The sequence below is a fragment of the Shewanella sp. WE21 genome (genome assembly GCF_002966515.1).
Lineage (GTDB): Bacteria > Pseudomonadota > Gammaproteobacteria > Enterobacterales > Shewanellaceae > Shewanella > Shewanella oncorhynchi.
Map to the genome: position 1 here is coordinate 2183756 of NZ_CP023019.1, position 16642 is coordinate 2200397.

Genomic DNA, 16642 nt, shown 5'->3' on the forward strand with positions numbered 1-16642 from the left:
TAATGGAATTGGTATTGAAAGACGCGCAAAGCGCTCTTGAAGTTTCCGAAACTACCTTCGGCCGTGACTTTAACGAGGCACTGGTTCATCAGGTAGTTGTAGCATACGCTGCAAACGCGCGTCAGGGCACTCGTGCTCAAAAGACTCGTGCGGAAGTAACTGGCTCAGGCAAAAAGCCTTGGCGCCAAAAAGGAACTGGCCGTGCTCGTGCTGGTTCTGTTAAAGGCCCAATCTGGCGTGGCGGTGGCGTAACATTCGCTGCTAAAACCCAAGATCACAGCCAAAAAGTTAACAAAAAGATGTACCGCGGCGCGCTGAGAAGCATTCTGTCTGAATTGGTACGTCAAGAGCGTTTGGTTATTGTTGAATCTTTCGGTGTTGAAGCTCCTAAAACTAAAGAGCTGAAAGCTAAATTGAAAGCAATGAACCTTGAAGACGTTCTGATTGTGACTGCAGAAGTTGATGAGAACTTATTCTTAGCAGCTCGTAACCTGTACAAGGTTGACGTTCGTGATGTAGCGGGTCTAGACCCAGTGAGTCTGATCGCCTTCAACACTGTGCTTGTGACTGCTGACGCAGTGAAGCAAATCGAGGAGATGCTAGTATGATGATCCGCGAAGAACGTTTGCTAAAAGTTATTCTCGCTCCACATATCTCTGAAAAGAGCACTGTGAACGCTGAGAAGCACAACACTGTTGTTTTCCGCGTAGCTATCGATGCAACTAAAGCTGAAATTAAAGCTGCTGTTGCTAAGCTATTTGAAGTTGAAGTTGATTCAGTTCGCACTTTAGTGAGCAAAGGCAAAACTAAACGCACTGGTGGCCGTACTGGTCGTCGTAGCGATTGGAAAAAAGCCTATGTGACTCTAGCTGCTGGTGCTGACATCGATTTCGTCGGCGGCGCTGAGTAAGCAAAGGAGAATTATCATGGCAGTTATTAAGTGTAAGCCAACCTCTCCAGGTCGTCGCCACGTAGTTAAAGTGGTGAACACTGACCTGCACAAGGGTAAACCTTTTGCTGGCTTGTTGGCGAAAAAATCTAAAAGTGGTGGCCGTAACAATACTGGCCGTATCACTGTCCGTCACGTAGGTGGTGGTCATAAGCAGCATTATCGTCTAATCGACTTCAAACGCGATAAAGATGGTATCCCTGCAAAGATTGAGCGTCTGGAATACGATCCAAACCGTACTGCTAACATCGCGTTAGTATTGTATGCGGATGGTGAGCGTCGTTATATTCTTGCTGCCAAAGGCATGCAAGCTGGCGATAAGATCCAGTCTGGTGTTGCTGCCGAGATCAAAACCGGTAACGCTATGCCACTGCGCAACATCCCAGTAGGTTCTGTAGTTCACGCAGTTGAAATGAAGCCTGGTAAAGGTGCTCAGATCGCTCGTTCTGCAGGTGCTTATGTACAAGTTGTTGCTCGTGATGGCGCATATGCCACTCTACGTCTTCGCTCTGGCGAAATGCGTAAAGTGCCAGTTGATTGCCGCGCGACATTTGGTGAAGTTGGTAATGCCGAACACATGCTACGCCAGTTAGGTAAAGCAGGTGCTAAGCGCTGGAGAGGCATACGTCCTACAGTGCGTGGTGTTGCAATGAACCCAGTAGACCATCCACACGGTGGTGGTGAAGGCCGTACTTCTGGTGGTCGTCACCCAGTGACTCCATGGGGTGTGCCAACTAAGGGTTATAAAACTCGTAGTAACAAGCGCACTGACAAGTACATCGTACGTCGTCGTAATAAATAGTAAGAGGATTCGCCATGCCACGTTCTCTCAAGAAAGGTCCCTTCATTGACCTGCACTTGCTGAAGAAGGTAGAGAAAGCGATGGAAGCCGGTGACAAAAAGCCTATTAAGACTTGGTCACGTCGCTCTATGATCATTCCAAATATGATTGGTTTGACCATCGCTGTCCATAATGGTCGTCAGCACGTTCCTGTGTTCGTAACTGACGAAATGATCGGCCACAAACTTGGTGAATTTTCACCAACTCGCACTTATCGCGGCCATGCTGCAGATAAGAAAGCGAAGAAGCGTTAATACGGGAGGAATAAGATGGAAGTTTTAGCTAAACATCGTTTTGCCCGTACGTCTGCGCAGAAGGCCCGTCTGGTTGCTGATCAAATTCGTGGATTGCCTGTTGCTAAGGCACTCGAAATTTTGACTTTCAGCCCCAAGAAAGCCGCCGTACTGGTTAAAAAAGTACTTGACTCAGCTATCGCAAACGCCGAACACAACGAAGGCGCGGATATTGATGAGCTTAAAGTCGGAGCCGTCTTCGTAGATGAAGGCCCAACTATGAAGCGTATCATGCCACGTGCTAAAGGCCGCGCTGATCGTATCATGAAGCGTACCAGCCACATTACTGTGGTTGTATCAGATCGCTAGGAGAGAGCAATGGGACAGAAAGTACATCCTAATGGTATCCGTCTGGGTATCACCAAGCCTTGGATCTCTACCTGGTACGCAGATAAATCAGATTACGCAAGTAACCTGAACAGCGACTGGGAAGTGCGTAAGTTTCTTGTAGAGAAATTACAAGCTGCTTCAGTATCTAAGATTGTTATCGAGCGTCCAGCGAAAAGCATCCGCGTTACCATTCACACTGCCCGTCCAGGTGTTGTGATCGGTAAGAAAGGTGAAGACGTTGAAGTATTGCGTGCTGCAGTGTCAAAACTTGCTGGCACTCCTGCTCAAATTAACATCGCTGAGATCCGTAAACCTGAGCTAGATGCCAAGTTAGTTGCTGACTCAATTGCACAGCAATTAGAGCGTCGCGTAATGTTCCGTCGTGCTATGAAGCGCGCAGTTCAAAACGCAATGCGTATTGGTGCTCAAGGTATCAAAGTACAAGTTAGTGGCCGTTTAGGCGGAGCTGAGATTGCGCGCGATGAGTGGTATCGTGAAGGTCGTGTACCTTTACATACTTTGCGTGCTGATATCGACTATTCTACATCTGAAAGTCACACCCAATACGGTGTGATTGGCGTTAAAGTTTGGATCTTCAAAGGTGAAGTTCTAGACGGAATGCTGCCACAGATTGAAGAGCCGAAGCAGCAGCAACCTAAGCGCAAGCCTCGTGGTAAATAGGAGAGCCGGCAATGCTGCAACCTAAACGTATGAAGTTTCGCAAGATGTTCAAAGGCCGCAACCGCGGTCTAGCGAACGGTACTGAAGTTAGCTTTGGTACTTTTGGTCTGAAAGCAGTCGGCCGTGGCCGTTTAACTGCACGTCAGATCGAATCTGCACGTCGTGCCATGACACGTCACATTAAGCGTCAGGGACAAATTTGGATTCGAGTTTTCCCGGACAAGCCGATTACCTCTAAGCCTCTTGAAGTGCGTATGGGTAAAGGTAAAGGTAACGTTGAATACTGGGTATGTCAGATTCAACCTGGTAAGGTTCTTTATGAGATGAATGGTGTTTCTGAAGTGATCGCTCGTGAAGCGTTTGCTTTGGCTGCTGCCAAGCTTCCAATTAAGACTACCTTCGTAACTAAGACGGTGATGTAATGAAAGCGAGCGAACTGAGAGAAAAGAGCGTTGAAGAACTGAACGCTGAACTACTTGGTCTGCTGCGTGAGCAGTTCAACCTGCGTATGCAACACGCCACTGGTCAGTTGACTCAGACTAATCAACTGAAATTGGTGCGCCGTAACATTGCGCGCGTTAAGACCATTATTACTTCTAAGGCGGGTGCATAATGTCTGATAAAATCCGTACTTTGCAGGGTCGTGTAACTAGCAACAAAATGGAGAAGTCCATTACTGTTGCTATCGAACGCCAAGTGAAACACCCAATTTATGGGAAATACATTAAGCGTACGACAAAGATCCATGCACATGACGAAACGAATCAGTGCAATGAAGGCGATTTAGTAGCGATTCGCGAATGTCGTCCTTTGTCTAAGACTAAGTCTTGGACCCTGGTTGAAGTAGTATCAAAGGCCTAAGTTAATTAGGTATTTAGGTAAACGGCTCCAGAATGTGGGGCCGTTTGTTTTTTAATACTATACATTCCACTTTTATGGTGTTATATTTGCGCGCCATTTTTGACTAAATTAATAGCAAAAATGAGTGTTTTTATTGTCCCATAGTGGGAATTGTGTAGTAACGATAGCGGAGCACTTAAAATGATCCAAATGCAATCGACTCTTGACGTTGCTTGTAACAGCGGCGCACGCAGAGTTCAGTGTATTAAGGTCTTGGGTGGCTCTCATCGTCGTTATGCCGGTATCGGCGACATCATCAAAGTTTCTGTTAAAGAAGCGATTCCTCGCGCTAAAGCGAAGAAAGGCGATGTGTATAACGCGGTGGTAGTCCGTACTAAGAAAGGCGTACGTCGTCCAGACGGTTCTGTCATTCGCTTCGATCGGAATGCAGCTGTTCTTTTGAACAACAACCTGCAGCCGATTGGTACTCGTATCTTTGGACCAGTGACACGTGAATTGCGTAATGAGCAATTTATGAAAATTGTCTCGCTGGCACCAGAAGTACTGTAAGGAGCTTCAAAATGGCAGCTAAAATACGTCGTGAAGACGAAGTGATTGTATTAGCAGGTAAAGACAAGGGTAAACGTGCAAAAGTTTCTCAAGTCCTTCCTACTGGTAAATTGATTGTTGAAGGCATCAATCTTGTCAAAAAACACCAAAAGCCAAACCCACAATTGGGTGTAGCTGGCGGTATTGTTGAGAAAGAAGCACCGATACAAGCATCAAATGTAGCGATTTTCAACTCTGCCACTGGCAAAGCTGATCGCGTTGGTTTCCGCTTTGAAGACGGCAAAAAAGTTCGTTTCTTCAAATCGAACAGTGAACTCGTTAAGTAATTGGAGTAAACGATGGCGAAACTGCATGATAAATACCAAGAGACTGTTGTCGCTGAACTTGCTAAAAAGTTCGGTTATACCAGTGTCATGCAAGTCCCTCGGATTGAGAAAATCACCCTGAATATGGGTGTTGGCGAAGCTGTTGCAGACAAGAAAATCATGGACCATGCTGTCCGTGATATGACTGCAATCGCTGGTCAAAAGCCAGTTGTGACTGTAGCTCGTAAGTCAGTTGCTGGTTTTAAAATCCGTGAAGGCTACCCTATTGGCTGTAAAGTGACCCTACGCGGTGAGCGTATGTGGGAATTCTTAGAGCGTTTAGTCGATATCGCAATCCCACGTATTCGTGACTTCCGTGGCTTAAGCGCTAAAGCGTTTGACGGCCGTGGTAACTACGCAATGGGCGTGCGTGAGCAGATCATCTTCCCAGAAATCGATTACGATAAAATCGATAAGATTCGTGGTATGGATATTGTTATCACTACTACTGCGAAGAATGATGAAGAAGGTCGTGCTTTGTTAGACGCTTTTAACTTCCCATTCAAGAAATAAGGGTAGCGTAATGGCAAAAACATCAATGAAAGCACGTGAAGCTAAACGTGCACAGCTCGTGGCCAAGTACGCTGAAAAGCGTGCGGCTCTTAAGACTATCATTGCAAGTCCAGCTTCTTCTGACGAAGATCGTTGGGATGCGGTTCTTAAGCTGCAAGCTCTACCACGTGATTCCAGCGCTGCGCGTCAACGCAATCGTTGTAATCAAACTGGTCGCCCACATGGCTTCTTACGTAAATTCGGCTTAAGCCGTATCAAATTACGTGAAGCAACCATGCGTGGTGAAGTTCCTGGCCTGCGTAAGGCCAGCTGGTAAGCACTTGTCACGGAGTAAGCTAATATGAGCATGCAAGATCCTATTGCGGATATGTTAACCCGTATTCGTAACGGCCAAGCTGCTAACCACGTATCAGTGAAGATGCCTTCAGCTAAGTTGAAAGTCGCAATTGCGAAACTACTTAAAGATGAAGGTTATATTGCTGATTACGCCGTAGCAGATGAAGCCAAGCCTGAACTGGAAGTTACTTTAAAGTATTTCCAAGGCCAACCAGTCGTTGAGACTATCCAGCGTGTAAGTCGCCCTGGTCTTCGTATTTACAAAGGTAAAAACGAACTTCCAAAGGTGATGGGCGGTCTGGGTGTCGCAATTGTGTCCACTTCTAAAGGCTTGATGACTGATCGTGCCGCCCGCCTTGCAGGCATGGGTGGCGAGGTTATCTGCTACGTAGCTTAAGGAGCTAGGAATGTCTCGTGTAGCAAAAGCACCAGTATCTATTCCAGCTGGCGTAGAGGTGACCTTGAACGAACAGACCCTTACCGTCAAAGGCGGAAAAGGTAGTCTGACTCGAGTGATCAACAATGCGGTCAATGTTGTTATTGAAGCCGGCGTAGTTAAGTTCCTCCCTGTTGAAGGCGTTGTTAACGCTTGGGCACAGGCTGGTACAACTCGTGCATTAGTAAACAACATGGTTGTTGGTGTATCTCAAGGTTTTGAGCGTAAGTTAAAGTTAGTTGGCGTTGGTTACCGTGCGAAACTCGTCGGTGCTGATATTGACCTTACTTTAGGTTTCTCTCATCCGTTAGTACACAAACTGCCCGCAGGCGTTACTGCAGAGTGCCCTAGCCAAACTGACATCGTCCTACGTGGCGTTGATAAACAGTTAATTGGCCAAGTCGCTGCTGAGATTCGCGGATACCGTCCACCAGAGCCATACAAAGGCAAAGGTGTTCGCTATGACGACGAAGTAGTACGCCGTAAAGAGGCTAAGAAGAAGTAGGTAACGCGATATGGATAAGAAAACATCTCGCTTACGTCGCGCTACTCGCGCTCGTAAGAAGATCCAAGAGCTGGGCGTGAACCGTCTGGTTGTACATCGTACACCGCGTCACATTTATGCTCAGGTGATCAATCCTGAAGCTCAGGTGTTGGCAGCTGCTTCAACCGTAGAAAAAGCGGTTAAAGAGCTACTGAAGAGTACCGGTAACGTAGACGCAGCGAAAGCAGTAGGTAAATTTGTTGCTGAGCGCGCGATCGAAAAAGGCGTAACTTCAGTTGCGTTCGATCGTTCTGGTTTCAAGTATCACGGTCGTGTAGCTGCTTTAGCAGATGCAGCTCGTGAAGCTGGCCTGAAGTTCTAAGGGGTTATAAAATGGCTAAATTAGAAGCTCAGCAAAAAGACGATCTGCAAGAGAAATTAATTGCAGTTAATCGTGTTTCTAAAGTAGTTAAGGGCGGTCGTATCTTTAGCTTCACAGCACTGACAGTAGTGGGTGACGGTAACGGTAAGATCGGCTATGGCTATGGCAAAGCACGTGAAGTTCCAGCCGCGATTCAAAAAGCGATGGAAAAAGCTCGTCGTAACATTGTGACCGTTGAGTTGAATGCAGGTACTCTGCATCACCCAGTTAAAGGTCGTCATACTGGTTCACTTGTGTACATGCAACCTGCATCACAAGGTACTGGTATTATTGCCGGTGGCGCAATGCGTGCCGTATTGGAAGTAGCAGGCGTGCATAACGTTCTGTCAAAAGCATACGGTTCTACTAACCCGATCAACATCGTTCGCGCGACTGTCGATGCATTGGTGCACATGAAGTCACCTTCGCAAATCGCAGCTAAGCGTGGCCTGAATGTTGACGAAATTCGGGGGTAATGCACCATGGCAACTAAAACTGTAAAAGTTACTCAAACTAAAAGCGGTATCGGTCGTTTACCGAAGCACCGTGCAACCCTAACGGGTCTTGGTTTGCGTCGCATTGGTCACACTGTTGAATTAGAAGATACTCCTTCTGTTCGCGGTATGATCAACAAGGTCTACTACATGGTTAAGGTGGAGGATTAATAGATGCGTTTAAATACTCTATCTCCAGCTGCAGGCTCTAAGCATGCACCAAAGCGTGTAGGCCGTGGTATGGGCTCAGGTCTAGGTAAAACAGCGGGTCGTGGTCATAAAGGCCAAAAGTCTCGCTCTGGTGGCGGTGTACGCCCAGGATTCGAAGGTGGTCAAATGCCACTTAAAATCCGTTTACCTAAATTTGGTTTTACCTCGCGTCGCGCTATGGTAACAGCTGAAGTTCGTGTACTCGAACTGGCAAAAGTTAACGGTGATGTTATCGACTTAAACGCTCTGAAAGATGCGAACGTAATAACTCGCAACATCCAGTTTGCGAAAATTGTTCTTTCAGGTACCATTGAGCGCCCTGTGACTGTTAAAGGTCTGAAGGTAACCAAAGGTGCACGTGCAGCTATTGAAGCTGCCGGCGGTAAGATCGAGGAATAATACGTCGATGGCAAAACCAGGACTTGATTTAAAAAGCGCGAAAGGTGGACTTTCAGAATTGAAAGCTCGCCTCCTGTTCGTGATTGGTGCGATTATCGTCTTTAGAGCCGGTTCGTTTGTGCCAATTCCTGGTATTGACGCAGCTGTATTAGCAGAGCTGTTTGCTCAGCAAAGTGGAACCATCCTTGGCATGTTTAACATGTTCTCGGGTGGTGCCCTTGAGCGTGCCTCTATCTTTGCATTAGGTATTATGCCGTACATTTCGGCATCGATTATCATGCAACTGTTGACTGTCGTACATCCTGCACTCGCTGAATTGAAAAAAGAAGGCGAATCAGGACGTAAGAAAATCAGTCAATATACCAGATGGGGTACCTTAGTGCTGGGTACATTCCAGTCGGTCGGTATTGCAACCGGGTTACCAAACTTAGTGCCAGGCCTTGTGGTCAACATTGGATTTGGATTCTACTTTGTTGCGGTTGTGAGCTTAGTGACAGGAACTATGTTCCTTATGTGGCTAGGTGAGCAAATTACCGAACGTGGTATAGGTAATGGTATCTCGATTTTGATTTTCGCAGGTATTGTTGCTGGATTACCTTCCGCTATCGGCCAAACGGCTGAGCAGGCGCGTCAAGGTGACTTGAATGTGTTAGTATTGTTGTTGCTCGCGGTAATTGTGTTTGCAGTGACTTATTTTGTAGTGTTTGTGGAACGTGGTCAGCGTCGTATAGTCGTTAACTATGCTAAGCGTCAGCAAGGCCGTAAGGTGTTCGCTGCGCAAAGTACCCATCTACCGCTGAAAATAAACATGGCAGGTGTTATTCCGCCAATTTTTGCGTCAAGCATCATTTTGTTTCCTGGAACACTGGCTCAGTGGTTCGGTCAGAATGAGTCCATGTCATGGTTAAGTGATTTTTCACTGGCTGTGTCACCTGGACAACCGCTTTACTCATTATTATATGCAACAGCGATTATCTTTTTCTGTTTCTTCTATACTGCGTTGGTGTTTAACCCACGTGAAACAGCAGATAACTTGAAGAAGAGTGGTGCATTCATCCCTGGGATCCGTCCTGGAGAACAGACTTCGCGTTACATTGATAAAGTTATGACCCGTTTGACATTGGCAGGCGCGTTATACATAACCTTTATCTGCTTAATTCCGGAGTTCATGTTAATTGCGTGGAAAGTACAGTTCTATTTCGGCGGTACTTCACTACTAATTATGGTAGTCGTAATCATGGACTTCATGGCTCAGGTTCAGACGCATATGATGTCTCATCAGTATGAGTCTGTGATGAAGAAAGCTAACCTAGTTAACAAAGCGAATTTAGATCGCTTTGGTCGCTAAGTAGCTTTACGGAGTGATGAAATGAAAGTTCGAGCTTCCGTGAAGAAGATCTGCCGTAACTGCAAGATCGTCAAGCGTAGTGGCGTTGTACGCGTTATCTGTGTTGAACCAAAACACAAACAGCGTCAAGGCTAAAAAGTAATTTGTTCAGCCCATGAATTGGGCTGAACAAAATTTTGTTTGCAAATCTGTCGACTGTCGAGTATCCTTTCGGGCTTTTCGCAGTTGGCCTTTAACTTTAAGGAGTGCATAGTGGCCCGTATCGCTGGCATTAACATTCCTGATCAAAAGCATACAGTCATCGCATTGACTGCAATTTTCGGCATCGGCCGTACTCGCGCTAGAGCAATCTGCGCGGCTACAGCAATCGCTGAAACTGCTAAGATCAAGGAATTGAGCGAAGCTCAAATAGACACACTACGCGAAGAAGTCGCCAAATACCTAGTAGAAGGTGACTTACGTCGTGAGATTTCAATGAACATCAAGCGTCTTATGGATCTTGGTTGTTATCGTGGTCTCCGCCATCGCCGTAGCCTGCCTCTCCGTGGGCAACGTACTAAGACCAATGCGCGTACGCGTAAAGGTCCACGTAAACCTATTAGAAAGTAACGGGAAGGTAAAGCAATGGCTAAAGTTCCGTCACGTTCTCCGCGTAAGCGCGTACGTAAACAGGTTGCAGATGGCATGGCTCATATCCATGCTTCTTTCAACAACACTATTGTCACCATTACAGATCGTCAAGGTAATGCGTTGTCATGGGCTACTTCAGGTGGTTCAGGTTTCCGTGGTTCACGTAAATCTACTCCATTTGCTGCACAGGTGGCTGCTGAGCGTGCAGGTGCTGCTGCTCAAGACTACGGTTTAAAAAACCTTGAAGTGTTTGTGAAGGGTCCAGGTCCAGGTCGTGAGTCAGCCATTCGTGCGCTGAACGCTGTTGGTTATAAAATTACCAACATTACCGATGTGACGCCGATCCCTCATAATGGTTGTCGTCCTCCTAAAAAGCGTCGTGTATAACGCCGTTTCATTAGGATAGTTGGAGAAAGATCATGGCAAGATACTTGGGTCCCAAGCTCAAGCTCAGCCGCCGAGAAGGTACAGACCTTTTCTTAAAAAGCGGTGTGAGAGCAATCGATTCAAAGTGTAAACTGGAAACTGCACCTGGACAACATGGCGCTCGTAAGCCACGTTTGTCAGAGTATGGTACTCAGTTACGCGAAAAACAAAAAGTTCGTCGTATTTACGGTGTGTTAGAAAAACAATTCCGTAACTATTACAAAGATGCTGCACGTACTAAAGGCAACACAGGTGAAAACCTGCTTCAGCTTTTAGAAACCCGTCTTGATAACGTTGTTTATCGTATGGGCTTCGGTGCAACTCGTGCAGAATCACGTCAGCTAGTAAGCCATAAATCTATTATGGTTAACGGTCGTGTTGTTAACATTCCATCATTCAAAGTGTCTGCGAATGATGTTGTGAGCATCCGCGAGAAGTCACGTACTCAAGCTCGTATTAAAGCGGCTTTAGAAGTGGCAGCTCAACGCGAGAAGCCTACATGGGTTGAAGTCGACAACGCGAAAATGGAAGGTGCTTTCAAGCGCGTTCCAGAACGTAGCGATTTGTCTGCGGAAATTAACGAACAGCTGATCGTCGAGCTTTACTCTAAGTAAGGCTAACAAACAAGAGAGGACACAATGCAGGGTTCTGTTACAGAATTTCTTAAACCGCGTCTCGTTGATATCGAGCAGGTTAACTCAACACGTGCCAAGGTTACATTGGAACCACTTGAGCGTGGTTTCGGCCACACTTTAGGTAACGCGTTGCGTCGCATCCTATTGTCGTCTATGCCCGGCTGCGCGGTTACCGAAGTCGAGATTGACGGTGTACTGCACGAATACAGCAGTAAGGAAGGCGTTCAAGAAGATATCCTTGAGATCTTGTTAAACCTGAAAGGGTTAGCAGTGACCATCGAGGGTAAAGACGAGGCTATGCTTACGTTGAGCAAGTCCGGCGCAGGCCCTGTCATCGCAGCAGATATCACGCATGATGGTGATGTCACTATCGTGAATCCTGATCATATTATCTGTCATCTGACAGGTAACAATGATATCAGCATGCGTATTCGCGTTGAGCGTGGTCGTGGTTATGTACCAGCATCTGCTCGTGCACAGACCGAAGACGATGATCGCCCAATCGGCCGCTTGCTGGTTGATGCTTCTTTCTCGCCAGTTGCACGTATTGCCTACAATGTAGAAGCAGCACGTGTAGAACAGCGTACTGACTTAGATAAACTCGTTATCGATATGACCACAAACGGTACTATCGATCCTGAGGAAGCTATCCGTCGTTCTGCAACTATTCTGGCTGAACAGCTAGATGCGTTTGTAGAGTTACGTGACGTGACTGAGCCAGAGCTGAAAGAAGAGAAACCGGAATTCGATCCGATTCTGCTGCGTCCTGTCGACGATTTAGAGCTAACTGTACGTTCGGCTAACTGCTTGAAAGCCGAAGCGATTCATTACATCGGAGATCTGGTACAGCGCACTGAAGTTGAGTTGCTGAAAACCCCGAACTTAGGTAAGAAATCTCTTACTGAAATTAAGGATGTTTTAGCTTCTCGCGGACTGTCGTTAGGTATGCGTTTGGAAAACTGGCCTCCAGCTAGTTTAGCAGACGACCTATAAGTCTCAGGTTTGTACAGATTTAGGTTATAAGGATTAGGTCATGCGCCATCGTAAGAGTGGTCGTCAACTAAACCGTAACAGCAGTCATCGCCAAGCCATGTTTCGCAACATGGCCGGTTCACTAGTTCGTCATGAGATCATCAAGACAACTGTGGCTAAAGCGAAAGAACTGCGTCGCGTAGTTGAGCCTCTGATAACACTTGCTAAGAGTGACAGCGTTGCAAACCGTCGTTTAGCGTTTGCACGTACTCGCGACGCTGAAGTCGTTGGTAAGTTATTTACTGAGTTGGGTCCACGTTACCAGGAACGTCCTGGTGGCTATACCCGTATCCTTAAGTGCGGTTTACGTGCTGGTGATAAAGCCCCTATGGCTTACATCGAGCTAGTCGGTCGCCCAGAAGCTGCTCAAGCTGTTGATGTTGAAGCTGCTGAGTAATTAAGGTTACACTTTTAAAAAGCCGGGCATTAGCCCGGCTTTTTTATGCCTTTTTTACTATTTTACCCAAAGTGTGGTTTTCTCAATTTCTTTTGGGAGGACGATATTCCATTTAGCTAAGCCTTTCTGGCTAAACATGTATTTTCCAAGATCATCTGTTACTGGGAAAATATTTTCGGGTTTCTCGCCGCCGAGTATTTTTGTCGCCATATTCGCTGCAATCTTGCCATGATGATAGCCATCGAGAACATAGCCACCAATATTGCCTTCAGCAGAGACACTAAATCCCCAAAACCCAAAATTCGGTACCGGAGTATGTTCAGATATCCATTTTAGGAGCTGATCTGCATCTACTGAGCGATTATCTGCATCTCTAACTGTGTGGTATAGCGCCACGACTATAGCGTTATAACCCTGTTCCTTCGCGGTCAATACATTCCGCTGCCAATCCGTTAGCTGTGACAATTGCACTAAATTAACTTCGATATCGCCTAACATGCTTGAGTGTTGTTTACTGATGTATTCAGCCGCTGAGTCAGAGGTGACTCCTTGGTCGAATAGAACTAAGATTTTTCTGTGCACAGTTTGCGGTAGTAAACGTTGAATGAGCAGTAGTGAACGTCGTAATAGTGGTCTCTCAATGACGCCTGTGAAGCGTTTGTGTTCATTGAGATGATATTCTCTAGGATTCATGTTCACCCCTAAATAGACTACTGGGATTAGGCTGTCATTTAGGCGCTGGTGTAAGAGATTAACCGCATTATCATCGGCGAGAATAACCAATTGAGGTGCTTGTTGTTGAATGTATTTCCATGCTAAGTCAGCTCGTTCAGTAAATTGCTCTTGGGGTAAGCGTTTGGTATCCATCTCGAAATAACTAACATCGTGGTGAGGGCTGAGCGTGTCATAAATCGCTTGATAGTATTCTTGGTCCCATTGATAGCTATGATGGTAGCTTTCGATAACAACAACTTTAGCAGCATTGGCTTCCTGAGAGAGGCCTACCAAGCAGATAATTAGGAAGCTTAGAATGTGTTGCAAACTAGAGTTTAGTTGTCTTATTTGAATCATATACAGTCTTAGGTATTGGCGCTGCCTAGAGTATAGTCCACCTTTAATTGTGCATATTGAGATAATAAAAAAGCCTCACTAGTTATTAAGCTAGGAGGCTTAGTTTGTACGCTATTGCTGATCCATCAATAACCTACTTAGTATCAGGTGCCTTTTGCTGGCTATAATCTAACTTTTCGTGCTTTTGGCCCATGGCTTCAGCGACTTCTGGTGGCATGTAGTTTTCATCATGCTTAGCGAGTACTTCAGTTGCTTCTAGTTTGCCATCAGCACCCAGTACACCCTGAGCAACAATGCCTTGTCCTTCACGGAAAAGATCGGGCAATAGGTCGTCATAAGTGACCAGTACTTCGCCGCCGAGGGAGTCATGCACTGCAAATTCGACATGCAAGCTTTTGGGATCTCGCACCATAGAACCTACCGTCACCATTCCGCCGACACGAATACGTTGGCCAATTTCAGGTTTTACGCCAGTGTCTGTCTTGCCGTGGACAATTTCAGACGGAGTATAGAATAAGTTCAAGTTGGAGTTCAGCGCATAGAGCAAAAGCGAAGTAATCGCGGCAACGCCACCGATTAATGCTACAGCTAATGTCAGTCTTTTTTTGCGTCTTGGGTTCACGATTTAGTACTCCTGGTTTCTTTTAGGCGTTCTTCTCTATCCATCTTTTTCGCTATATCAATTAACACCTTACGCTTTTGGCGTGCGCTGGTAATGATGAGCGTAGAGAGGCAGAAGAAGGTCACTCCGTAGGATAGCCATACATAGAATGCATAGCCGCCCATATTAAAAAAATCACTGATTGAATCGAATTGCATCATTTGACCTCCTCCGCTTTAGCTAGTTCACGGACCCAAGGGCGCATGCCATTTCTTGCTAAAATTTCTGCTCTAAAACGAACAATAGTGATGGCGCCAATCATAAGACCGAAGCCCAGTATGTTAATTAACAGTGGATAGAGCATTTCCGTCGACATTGTCGATTTCTCGGTAATGCGTATTGTCGACGGTTGATGTAATGAGCTCCACCATTCAACTGAGTATTTGATGATAGGAATATTGATCACACCGACGATCGCTAAGATCCCTGCTGCACGAGCTGCGAGCACTTTATCCTCAAATGAGGCATAGAGCGAGATCACACCTAGATATAGGAATAGTAATACCAGCTCAGAAGTTAAGCGTGCATCCCATACCCACCAAGCACCCCACATAGGTTTGCCCCATGCTGCTCCGGTAAAGAGTGCGATAAAGGTGATTACTGCACCAATGGGAGCAATAGATGCTGCAGCCCAGTCGGCAAGTTTTATCTGCCAAACTAGACCGATAAAGGCCGCGGTTGCCATACCCATATAAGCCGCCATTGACATAGACGCGGCAGGAACATGGATAAAGATAATACGGTAGCTATCACCCTGCTGGTAATCCGTCGGCGCGAAGACGAGTCCCCATGTAGTGCCAACAGCAATCAATAGACCGGCTAAGATCGCAAACCATGGAAATAACGTTCCTGATAATTTATATGCGCGTTCAGGATCCGCGTAAGGGTGTAACCATTTCCACATTTTAGTTAGTACTCACTCGCAGAGATGCACCAATTGCAAAAGGTGCTAAGGTTAACGATCCGACCAGCATAGCGCCTATTATAGCGAGCTGACCATCATAGGGTAAATTCATTCCTGCCGCGTCTATGGCACTCGTTGCAAAAATGAGTACTGGGATATATAGGGGCAAAATAAGTAAGCTGAGTAACACGCCGCCTTTCCTTAGACCGACGGTTAATGCCACACCAATAGCACCTAACAGCGACAATACTGGCGTGCCTAGCGCAAGCGTCGAAATTAACGCACCGTAGCTGTTGCCATCTAGATTGAGTAATACCGCTAACAGTGGTGCGATAATAATCAGTGGCACACCAGTTAAAATCCAGTGGGCTAACACTTTAGCTAATACGAGAATGGCTAATGGCTGCGGACTTAACAGCATTTGTTCTAAGCTACCATCACTAAAGTCGGCTTTGAAAAGCCTTTCAAGTGACAACATTGATGCTAATAATGCGGCGACCCAAATTATCCCTGGTGCCACACGTGCTAACATTTGCGGTTCTGGTCCAATCCCCAGCGGAAACAAGGTAACAACCATAATAAAAAATAGTAGTGGGTTAAAAATGTCGCCGCGGTGGCGAATAGCAATTTTAAGATCTCGCTGCAGCAAGGTGAAAAATGCTTGGGTAAAACTGATGCCTCTTTTCATTGAGCCTGACCTTATATGAAGCGATAATCGAGACGAATTTTACGAAGCCTATCATCTGTGATAATGCCCATATCTTGGTGAGTTGTGAGGATCACACAGCCACCATTATCCGCATGCTGAATAAATAACTGCTCCAGTTCTTCGACACCTTTTTTATCGATTGCAGTAAAAGGTTCGTCAAGGATCCAAATTTTACAGTTGCTATGCCACAATCTTGATAGCGCTGTTCTGCGATGCTGGCCTGCGGATAAATGCCCCGCGAGAGCTTCTTCAAAGCCCGTTAAATTGACTTTGGCTAAAATGGCTGACGTATCAAAGTCATCATAACCACTGATTCTTAAATTGAAATTAAGGTTTTCTTCGGCAGTCAGCTCGCATTTCACGCCAGCTAAATGGCCTAAATACAAGAGGTCTTCATTGTATTCATCGCGGCAACGGTTTATGTCTTCATTAATGTAAAAAGTTTGTCCGGCATAGGGGCGAGAAAGGCCCGCCAATATGCGTAATAAACTGGTCTTGCCTGCGCCGTTAGGGCCTTCAATCTGAACAATGTCACCGGCATTTATATCAAAACTTAACTCATCAAAAAGGATACGTTCTTCGCGGATACAGGTCAGCTTGCTGGCTGACACTAATGTGGTTTCTTTAGTTATATTTGTCACTGAACCCTCTATCTCAAGCCGGAAGG

The 16642-nt window shown here is 46.1% G+C and carries 32 protein-coding genes; 26 read left to right on the plus strand and 6 right to left on the minus strand.

Annotation, left to right across the window (positions count from 1 at the left end; translation table 11 throughout):
* The first annotated feature begins 2 nt into the window (after positions 1-2).
* The 26 genes from rplD to rplQ all read left to right on the plus strand — a co-directional run bounded on the left by rplD (position 3) and on the right by rplQ (position 12630).
* Positions 3-608 (plus strand): 50S ribosomal protein L4, encoded by a 606-nt coding sequence (gene rplD, locus CKQ84_RS09310; protein WP_105251034.1) that lies wholly within the window; start codon positions 3-5, stop codon positions 606-608.
* The gene (rplW, locus tag CKQ84_RS09315) at positions 608-910 is read left to right on the plus strand and encodes a 50S ribosomal protein L23 (protein WP_025008843.1); all 303 of its coding nucleotides are present in this window, start codon (positions 608-610) and stop codon (positions 908-910) included. Before rplD ends, rplW begins: the two co-directional genes overlap by 1 nt.
* Before the next feature lie 16 nt (positions 911-926).
* Entirely contained in the window at positions 927-1751 is an 825-nt protein-coding gene (gene rplB / locus CKQ84_RS09320) for a 50S ribosomal protein L2 (protein ID WP_006083597.1), read from the plus strand.
* A 14-nt stretch (positions 1752-1765) separates the two neighbouring features.
* Complete coding sequence (gene rpsS, locus CKQ84_RS09325; protein ID WP_006083596.1) at positions 1766-2044, plus strand: 30S ribosomal protein S19; 279 nt, start codon at positions 1766-1768, stop codon at positions 2042-2044.
* 15 nt (positions 2045-2059) lie between these two features.
* Positions 2060-2392, plus strand: a complete 333-nt coding sequence (gene rplV, locus CKQ84_RS09330) for a 50S ribosomal protein L22 (RefSeq protein WP_006083595.1) — start codon at positions 2060-2062, stop codon at positions 2390-2392.
* A gap of 9 nt (positions 2393-2401) precedes the next feature.
* Positions 2402-3094, plus strand: coding sequence for a 30S ribosomal protein S3 (gene rpsC / locus CKQ84_RS09335; RefSeq protein WP_006083594.1), 693 nt, complete (start codon positions 2402-2404; stop codon positions 3092-3094).
* Between the two features lie 11 nt (positions 3095-3105).
* Positions 3106-3516 carry a 50S ribosomal protein L16 gene (rplP, locus tag CKQ84_RS09340; protein ID WP_006083593.1) on the plus strand — a complete coding sequence of 137 codons (411 nt, stop codon included), beginning with the start codon at positions 3106-3108 and terminating at the stop codon, positions 3514-3516.
* Positions 3516-3707 (plus strand): 50S ribosomal protein L29, encoded by a 192-nt coding sequence (rpmC, locus tag CKQ84_RS09345; RefSeq protein WP_006083592.1) that lies wholly within the window; start codon positions 3516-3518, stop codon positions 3705-3707. Before rplP ends, rpmC begins: the two co-directional genes overlap by 1 nt.
* Positions 3707-3955 carry a 30S ribosomal protein S17 gene (gene rpsQ / locus CKQ84_RS09350; protein ID WP_105251035.1) on the plus strand — a complete coding sequence of 83 codons (249 nt, stop codon included), beginning with the start codon at positions 3707-3709 and terminating at the stop codon, positions 3953-3955. Before rpmC ends, rpsQ begins: the two co-directional genes overlap by 1 nt.
* 180 nt (positions 3956-4135) lie before the next feature.
* Positions 4136-4504, plus strand: a complete 369-nt coding sequence (rplN, locus tag CKQ84_RS09355; protein WP_006083590.1) for a 50S ribosomal protein L14 — start codon at positions 4136-4138, stop codon at positions 4502-4504.
* 11 nt (positions 4505-4515) lie between these two features.
* Positions 4516-4830, plus strand: a complete 315-nt coding sequence (rplX, locus tag CKQ84_RS09360) for a 50S ribosomal protein L24 (RefSeq protein ID WP_006083589.1) — start codon at positions 4516-4518, stop codon at positions 4828-4830.
* 12 nt (positions 4831-4842) lie between these two features.
* Positions 4843-5382: a 50S ribosomal protein L5 gene (gene rplE, locus CKQ84_RS09365; RefSeq protein ID WP_006083588.1), complete on the plus strand. Its 540-nt coding sequence runs from the start codon at positions 4843-4845 to the stop codon at positions 5380-5382.
* Between the two features lie 10 nt (positions 5383-5392).
* Positions 5393-5698: a 30S ribosomal protein S14 gene (gene rpsN, locus CKQ84_RS09370; RefSeq protein ID WP_006083587.1), complete on the plus strand. Its 306-nt coding sequence runs from the start codon at positions 5393-5395 to the stop codon at positions 5696-5698.
* 24 nt (positions 5699-5722) lie between these two features.
* Positions 5723-6115, plus strand: a complete 393-nt coding sequence (gene rpsH, locus CKQ84_RS09375; protein ID WP_006083586.1) for a 30S ribosomal protein S8 — start codon at positions 5723-5725, stop codon at positions 6113-6115.
* A 10-nt stretch (positions 6116-6125) separates the two neighbouring features.
* The gene (gene rplF, locus CKQ84_RS09380) at positions 6126-6659 is read left to right on the plus strand and encodes a 50S ribosomal protein L6 (RefSeq protein WP_105251036.1); all 534 of its coding nucleotides are present in this window, start codon (positions 6126-6128) and stop codon (positions 6657-6659) included.
* Between the two features lie 10 nt (positions 6660-6669).
* On the plus strand, positions 6670-7020 hold the full coding sequence (gene rplR, locus CKQ84_RS09385; protein WP_006083584.1) for a 50S ribosomal protein L18: 351 nt from the start codon (positions 6670-6672) through the stop codon (positions 7018-7020).
* Between the two features lie 11 nt (positions 7021-7031).
* Positions 7032-7535 (plus strand): 30S ribosomal protein S5, encoded by a 504-nt coding sequence (rpsE, locus tag CKQ84_RS09390; protein WP_006083583.1) that lies wholly within the window; start codon positions 7032-7034, stop codon positions 7533-7535.
* 6 nt (positions 7536-7541) lie between these two features.
* Positions 7542-7724 (plus strand): 50S ribosomal protein L30, encoded by a 183-nt coding sequence (gene rpmD / locus CKQ84_RS09395; RefSeq protein WP_006083582.1) that lies wholly within the window; start codon positions 7542-7544, stop codon positions 7722-7724.
* Positions 7725-7727: 3 nt separating this feature from the next.
* The gene (gene rplO / locus CKQ84_RS09400; protein ID WP_006083581.1) at positions 7728-8162 is read left to right on the plus strand and encodes a 50S ribosomal protein L15; all 435 of its coding nucleotides are present in this window, start codon (positions 7728-7730) and stop codon (positions 8160-8162) included.
* A 7-nt stretch (positions 8163-8169) separates the two neighbouring features.
* On the plus strand, positions 8170-9510 hold the full coding sequence (secY, locus tag CKQ84_RS09405; protein WP_007644459.1) for a preprotein translocase subunit SecY: 1341 nt from the start codon (positions 8170-8172) through the stop codon (positions 9508-9510).
* Positions 9511-9531: 21 nt separating this feature from the next.
* Complete coding sequence (gene rpmJ, locus CKQ84_RS09410; protein ID WP_006083579.1) at positions 9532-9645, plus strand: 50S ribosomal protein L36; 114 nt, start codon at positions 9532-9534, stop codon at positions 9643-9645.
* Between the two features lie 117 nt (positions 9646-9762).
* Positions 9763-10119 (plus strand): 30S ribosomal protein S13, encoded by a 357-nt coding sequence (gene rpsM / locus CKQ84_RS09415; protein ID WP_011787581.1) that lies wholly within the window; start codon positions 9763-9765, stop codon positions 10117-10119.
* Positions 10120-10134: 15 nt separating this feature from the next.
* Positions 10135-10527 carry a 30S ribosomal protein S11 gene (rpsK, locus tag CKQ84_RS09420; protein ID WP_006083577.1) on the plus strand — a complete coding sequence of 131 codons (393 nt, stop codon included), beginning with the start codon at positions 10135-10137 and terminating at the stop codon, positions 10525-10527.
* Between the two features lie 32 nt (positions 10528-10559).
* Entirely contained in the window at positions 10560-11180 is a 621-nt protein-coding gene (gene rpsD / locus CKQ84_RS09425; RefSeq protein ID WP_006083575.1) for a 30S ribosomal protein S4, read from the plus strand.
* A gap of 24 nt (positions 11181-11204) precedes the next feature.
* Complete coding sequence (gene rpoA, locus CKQ84_RS09430; protein ID WP_006083574.1) at positions 11205-12194, plus strand: DNA-directed RNA polymerase subunit alpha; 990 nt, start codon at positions 11205-11207, stop codon at positions 12192-12194.
* A 40-nt stretch (positions 12195-12234) separates the two neighbouring features.
* A complete protein-coding gene (gene rplQ / locus CKQ84_RS09435; protein WP_006083573.1) occupies positions 12235-12630 on the plus strand; it encodes a 50S ribosomal protein L17 in 396 nt (131 codons plus the stop codon).
* 57 nt (positions 12631-12687) lie between these two features.
* Here rplQ and CKQ84_RS09440 read toward each other — a convergent pair whose 3' ends face one another.
* The 6 genes from CKQ84_RS09440 to ccmA form a co-directional block, all read right to left on the minus strand.
* Positions 12688-13701 (minus strand): ABC transporter substrate-binding protein, encoded by a 1014-nt coding sequence (locus CKQ84_RS09440; RefSeq protein ID WP_105251037.1) that lies wholly within the window; start codon positions 13699-13701, stop codon positions 12688-12690.
* A gap of 133 nt (positions 13702-13834) precedes the next feature.
* Entirely contained in the window at positions 13835-14323 is a 489-nt protein-coding gene (gene ccmE / locus CKQ84_RS09445) for a cytochrome c maturation protein CcmE (RefSeq protein WP_105251038.1), read from the minus strand.
* A complete protein-coding gene (gene ccmD / locus CKQ84_RS09450) occupies positions 14320-14520 on the minus strand; it encodes a heme exporter protein CcmD (RefSeq protein WP_105253042.1) in 201 nt (66 codons plus the stop codon). The genes ccmE and ccmD overlap by 4 nt, the downstream gene beginning before the upstream one ends.
* A complete protein-coding gene (locus CKQ84_RS09455) occupies positions 14520-15266 on the minus strand; it encodes a heme ABC transporter permease (RefSeq protein ID WP_105251039.1) in 747 nt (248 codons plus the stop codon). The genes ccmD and CKQ84_RS09455 overlap by 1 nt, the downstream gene beginning before the upstream one ends.
* A gap of 1 nt (position 15267) precedes the next feature.
* Complete coding sequence (ccmB, locus tag CKQ84_RS09460; RefSeq protein ID WP_006079706.1) at positions 15268-15954, minus strand: heme exporter protein CcmB; 687 nt, start codon at positions 15952-15954, stop codon at positions 15268-15270.
* Positions 15955-15965: 11 nt separating this feature from the next.
* Positions 15966-16616 carry a cytochrome c biogenesis heme-transporting ATPase CcmA gene (gene ccmA, locus CKQ84_RS09465; protein WP_105251040.1) on the minus strand — a complete coding sequence of 217 codons (651 nt, stop codon included), beginning with the start codon at positions 16614-16616 and terminating at the stop codon, positions 15966-15968.
* Positions 16617-16642 lie beyond the last annotated feature (26 nt).

Excerpts from the sequence above, each read along its gene's own strand:
- rpmJ (WP_006083579.1), top strand. The coding sequence starts at position 9,532 with ATGAAAGTTCGAGCTTCCGTGAAGAAGATCTGCCGTAACTGCAAGATC.
- rpsD (WP_006083575.1), top strand. The coding sequence starts at position 10,560 with ATGGCAAGATACTTGGGTCCCAAGCTCAAGCTCAGCCGCCGAGAAGGT.
- rplW (WP_025008843.1), top strand. The coding sequence starts at position 608 with ATGATCCGCGAAGAACGTTTGCTAAAAGTTATTCTCGCTCCACATATC.
- ccmD (WP_105253042.1), bottom strand. The coding sequence starts at position 14,520 with ATGCAATTCGATTCAATCAGTGATTTTTTTAATATGGGCGGCTATGCA.
- rpoA (WP_006083574.1), top strand. The coding sequence starts at position 11,205 with ATGCAGGGTTCTGTTACAGAATTTCTTAAACCGCGTCTCGTTGATATC.
- rplO (WP_006083581.1), top strand. The coding sequence starts at position 7,728 with ATGCGTTTAAATACTCTATCTCCAGCTGCAGGCTCTAAGCATGCACCA.
- rplB (WP_006083597.1), top strand. The coding sequence starts at position 927 with ATGGCAGTTATTAAGTGTAAGCCAACCTCTCCAGGTCGTCGCCACGTA.
- rpmD (WP_006083582.1), top strand. The coding sequence starts at position 7,542 with ATGGCAACTAAAACTGTAAAAGTTACTCAAACTAAAAGCGGTATCGGT.
- rpsN (WP_006083587.1), top strand. The coding sequence starts at position 5,393 with ATGGCAAAAACATCAATGAAAGCACGTGAAGCTAAACGTGCACAGCTC.
- secY (WP_007644459.1), top strand. The coding sequence starts at position 8,170 with ATGGCAAAACCAGGACTTGATTTAAAAAGCGCGAAAGGTGGACTTTCA.
- rpsC (WP_006083594.1), top strand. The coding sequence starts at position 2,402 with ATGGGACAGAAAGTACATCCTAATGGTATCCGTCTGGGTATCACCAAG.
- rplQ (WP_006083573.1), top strand. The coding sequence starts at position 12,235 with ATGCGCCATCGTAAGAGTGGTCGTCAACTAAACCGTAACAGCAGTCAT.
- rpmC (WP_006083592.1), top strand. The coding sequence starts at position 3,516 with ATGAAAGCGAGCGAACTGAGAGAAAAGAGCGTTGAAGAACTGAACGCT.
- rplR (WP_006083584.1), top strand. The coding sequence starts at position 6,670 with ATGGATAAGAAAACATCTCGCTTACGTCGCGCTACTCGCGCTCGTAAG.
- CKQ84_RS09440 (WP_105251037.1), bottom strand. The coding sequence starts at position 13,701 with ATGATTCAAATAAGACAACTAAACTCTAGTTTGCAACACATTCTAAGC.
- rplV (WP_006083595.1), top strand. The coding sequence starts at position 2,060 with ATGGAAGTTTTAGCTAAACATCGTTTTGCCCGTACGTCTGCGCAGAAG.
- rpsQ (WP_105251035.1), top strand. The coding sequence starts at position 3,707 with ATGTCTGATAAAATCCGTACTTTGCAGGGTCGTGTAACTAGCAACAAA.
- rplD (WP_105251034.1), top strand. The coding sequence starts at position 3 with ATGGAATTGGTATTGAAAGACGCGCAAAGCGCTCTTGAAGTTTCCGAA.
- rplP (WP_006083593.1), top strand. The coding sequence starts at position 3,106 with ATGCTGCAACCTAAACGTATGAAGTTTCGCAAGATGTTCAAAGGCCGC.
- ccmB (WP_006079706.1), bottom strand. The coding sequence starts at position 15,954 with ATGAAAAGAGGCATCAGTTTTACCCAAGCATTTTTCACCTTGCTGCAG.
- rpsS (WP_006083596.1), top strand. The coding sequence starts at position 1,766 with ATGCCACGTTCTCTCAAGAAAGGTCCCTTCATTGACCTGCACTTGCTG.
- rplF (WP_105251036.1), top strand. The coding sequence starts at position 6,126 with ATGTCTCGTGTAGCAAAAGCACCAGTATCTATTCCAGCTGGCGTAGAG.
- rplE (WP_006083588.1), top strand. The coding sequence starts at position 4,843 with ATGGCGAAACTGCATGATAAATACCAAGAGACTGTTGTCGCTGAACTT.
- rplX (WP_006083589.1), top strand. The coding sequence starts at position 4,516 with ATGGCAGCTAAAATACGTCGTGAAGACGAAGTGATTGTATTAGCAGGT.
- CKQ84_RS09455 (WP_105251039.1), bottom strand. The coding sequence starts at position 15,266 with ATGTGGAAATGGTTACACCCTTACGCGGATCCTGAACGCGCATATAAA.
- rpsE (WP_006083583.1), top strand. The coding sequence starts at position 7,032 with ATGGCTAAATTAGAAGCTCAGCAAAAAGACGATCTGCAAGAGAAATTA.
- rpsK (WP_006083577.1), top strand. The coding sequence starts at position 10,135 with ATGGCTAAAGTTCCGTCACGTTCTCCGCGTAAGCGCGTACGTAAACAG.
- rplN (WP_006083590.1), top strand. The coding sequence starts at position 4,136 with ATGATCCAAATGCAATCGACTCTTGACGTTGCTTGTAACAGCGGCGCA.
- rpsH (WP_006083586.1), top strand. The coding sequence starts at position 5,723 with ATGAGCATGCAAGATCCTATTGCGGATATGTTAACCCGTATTCGTAAC.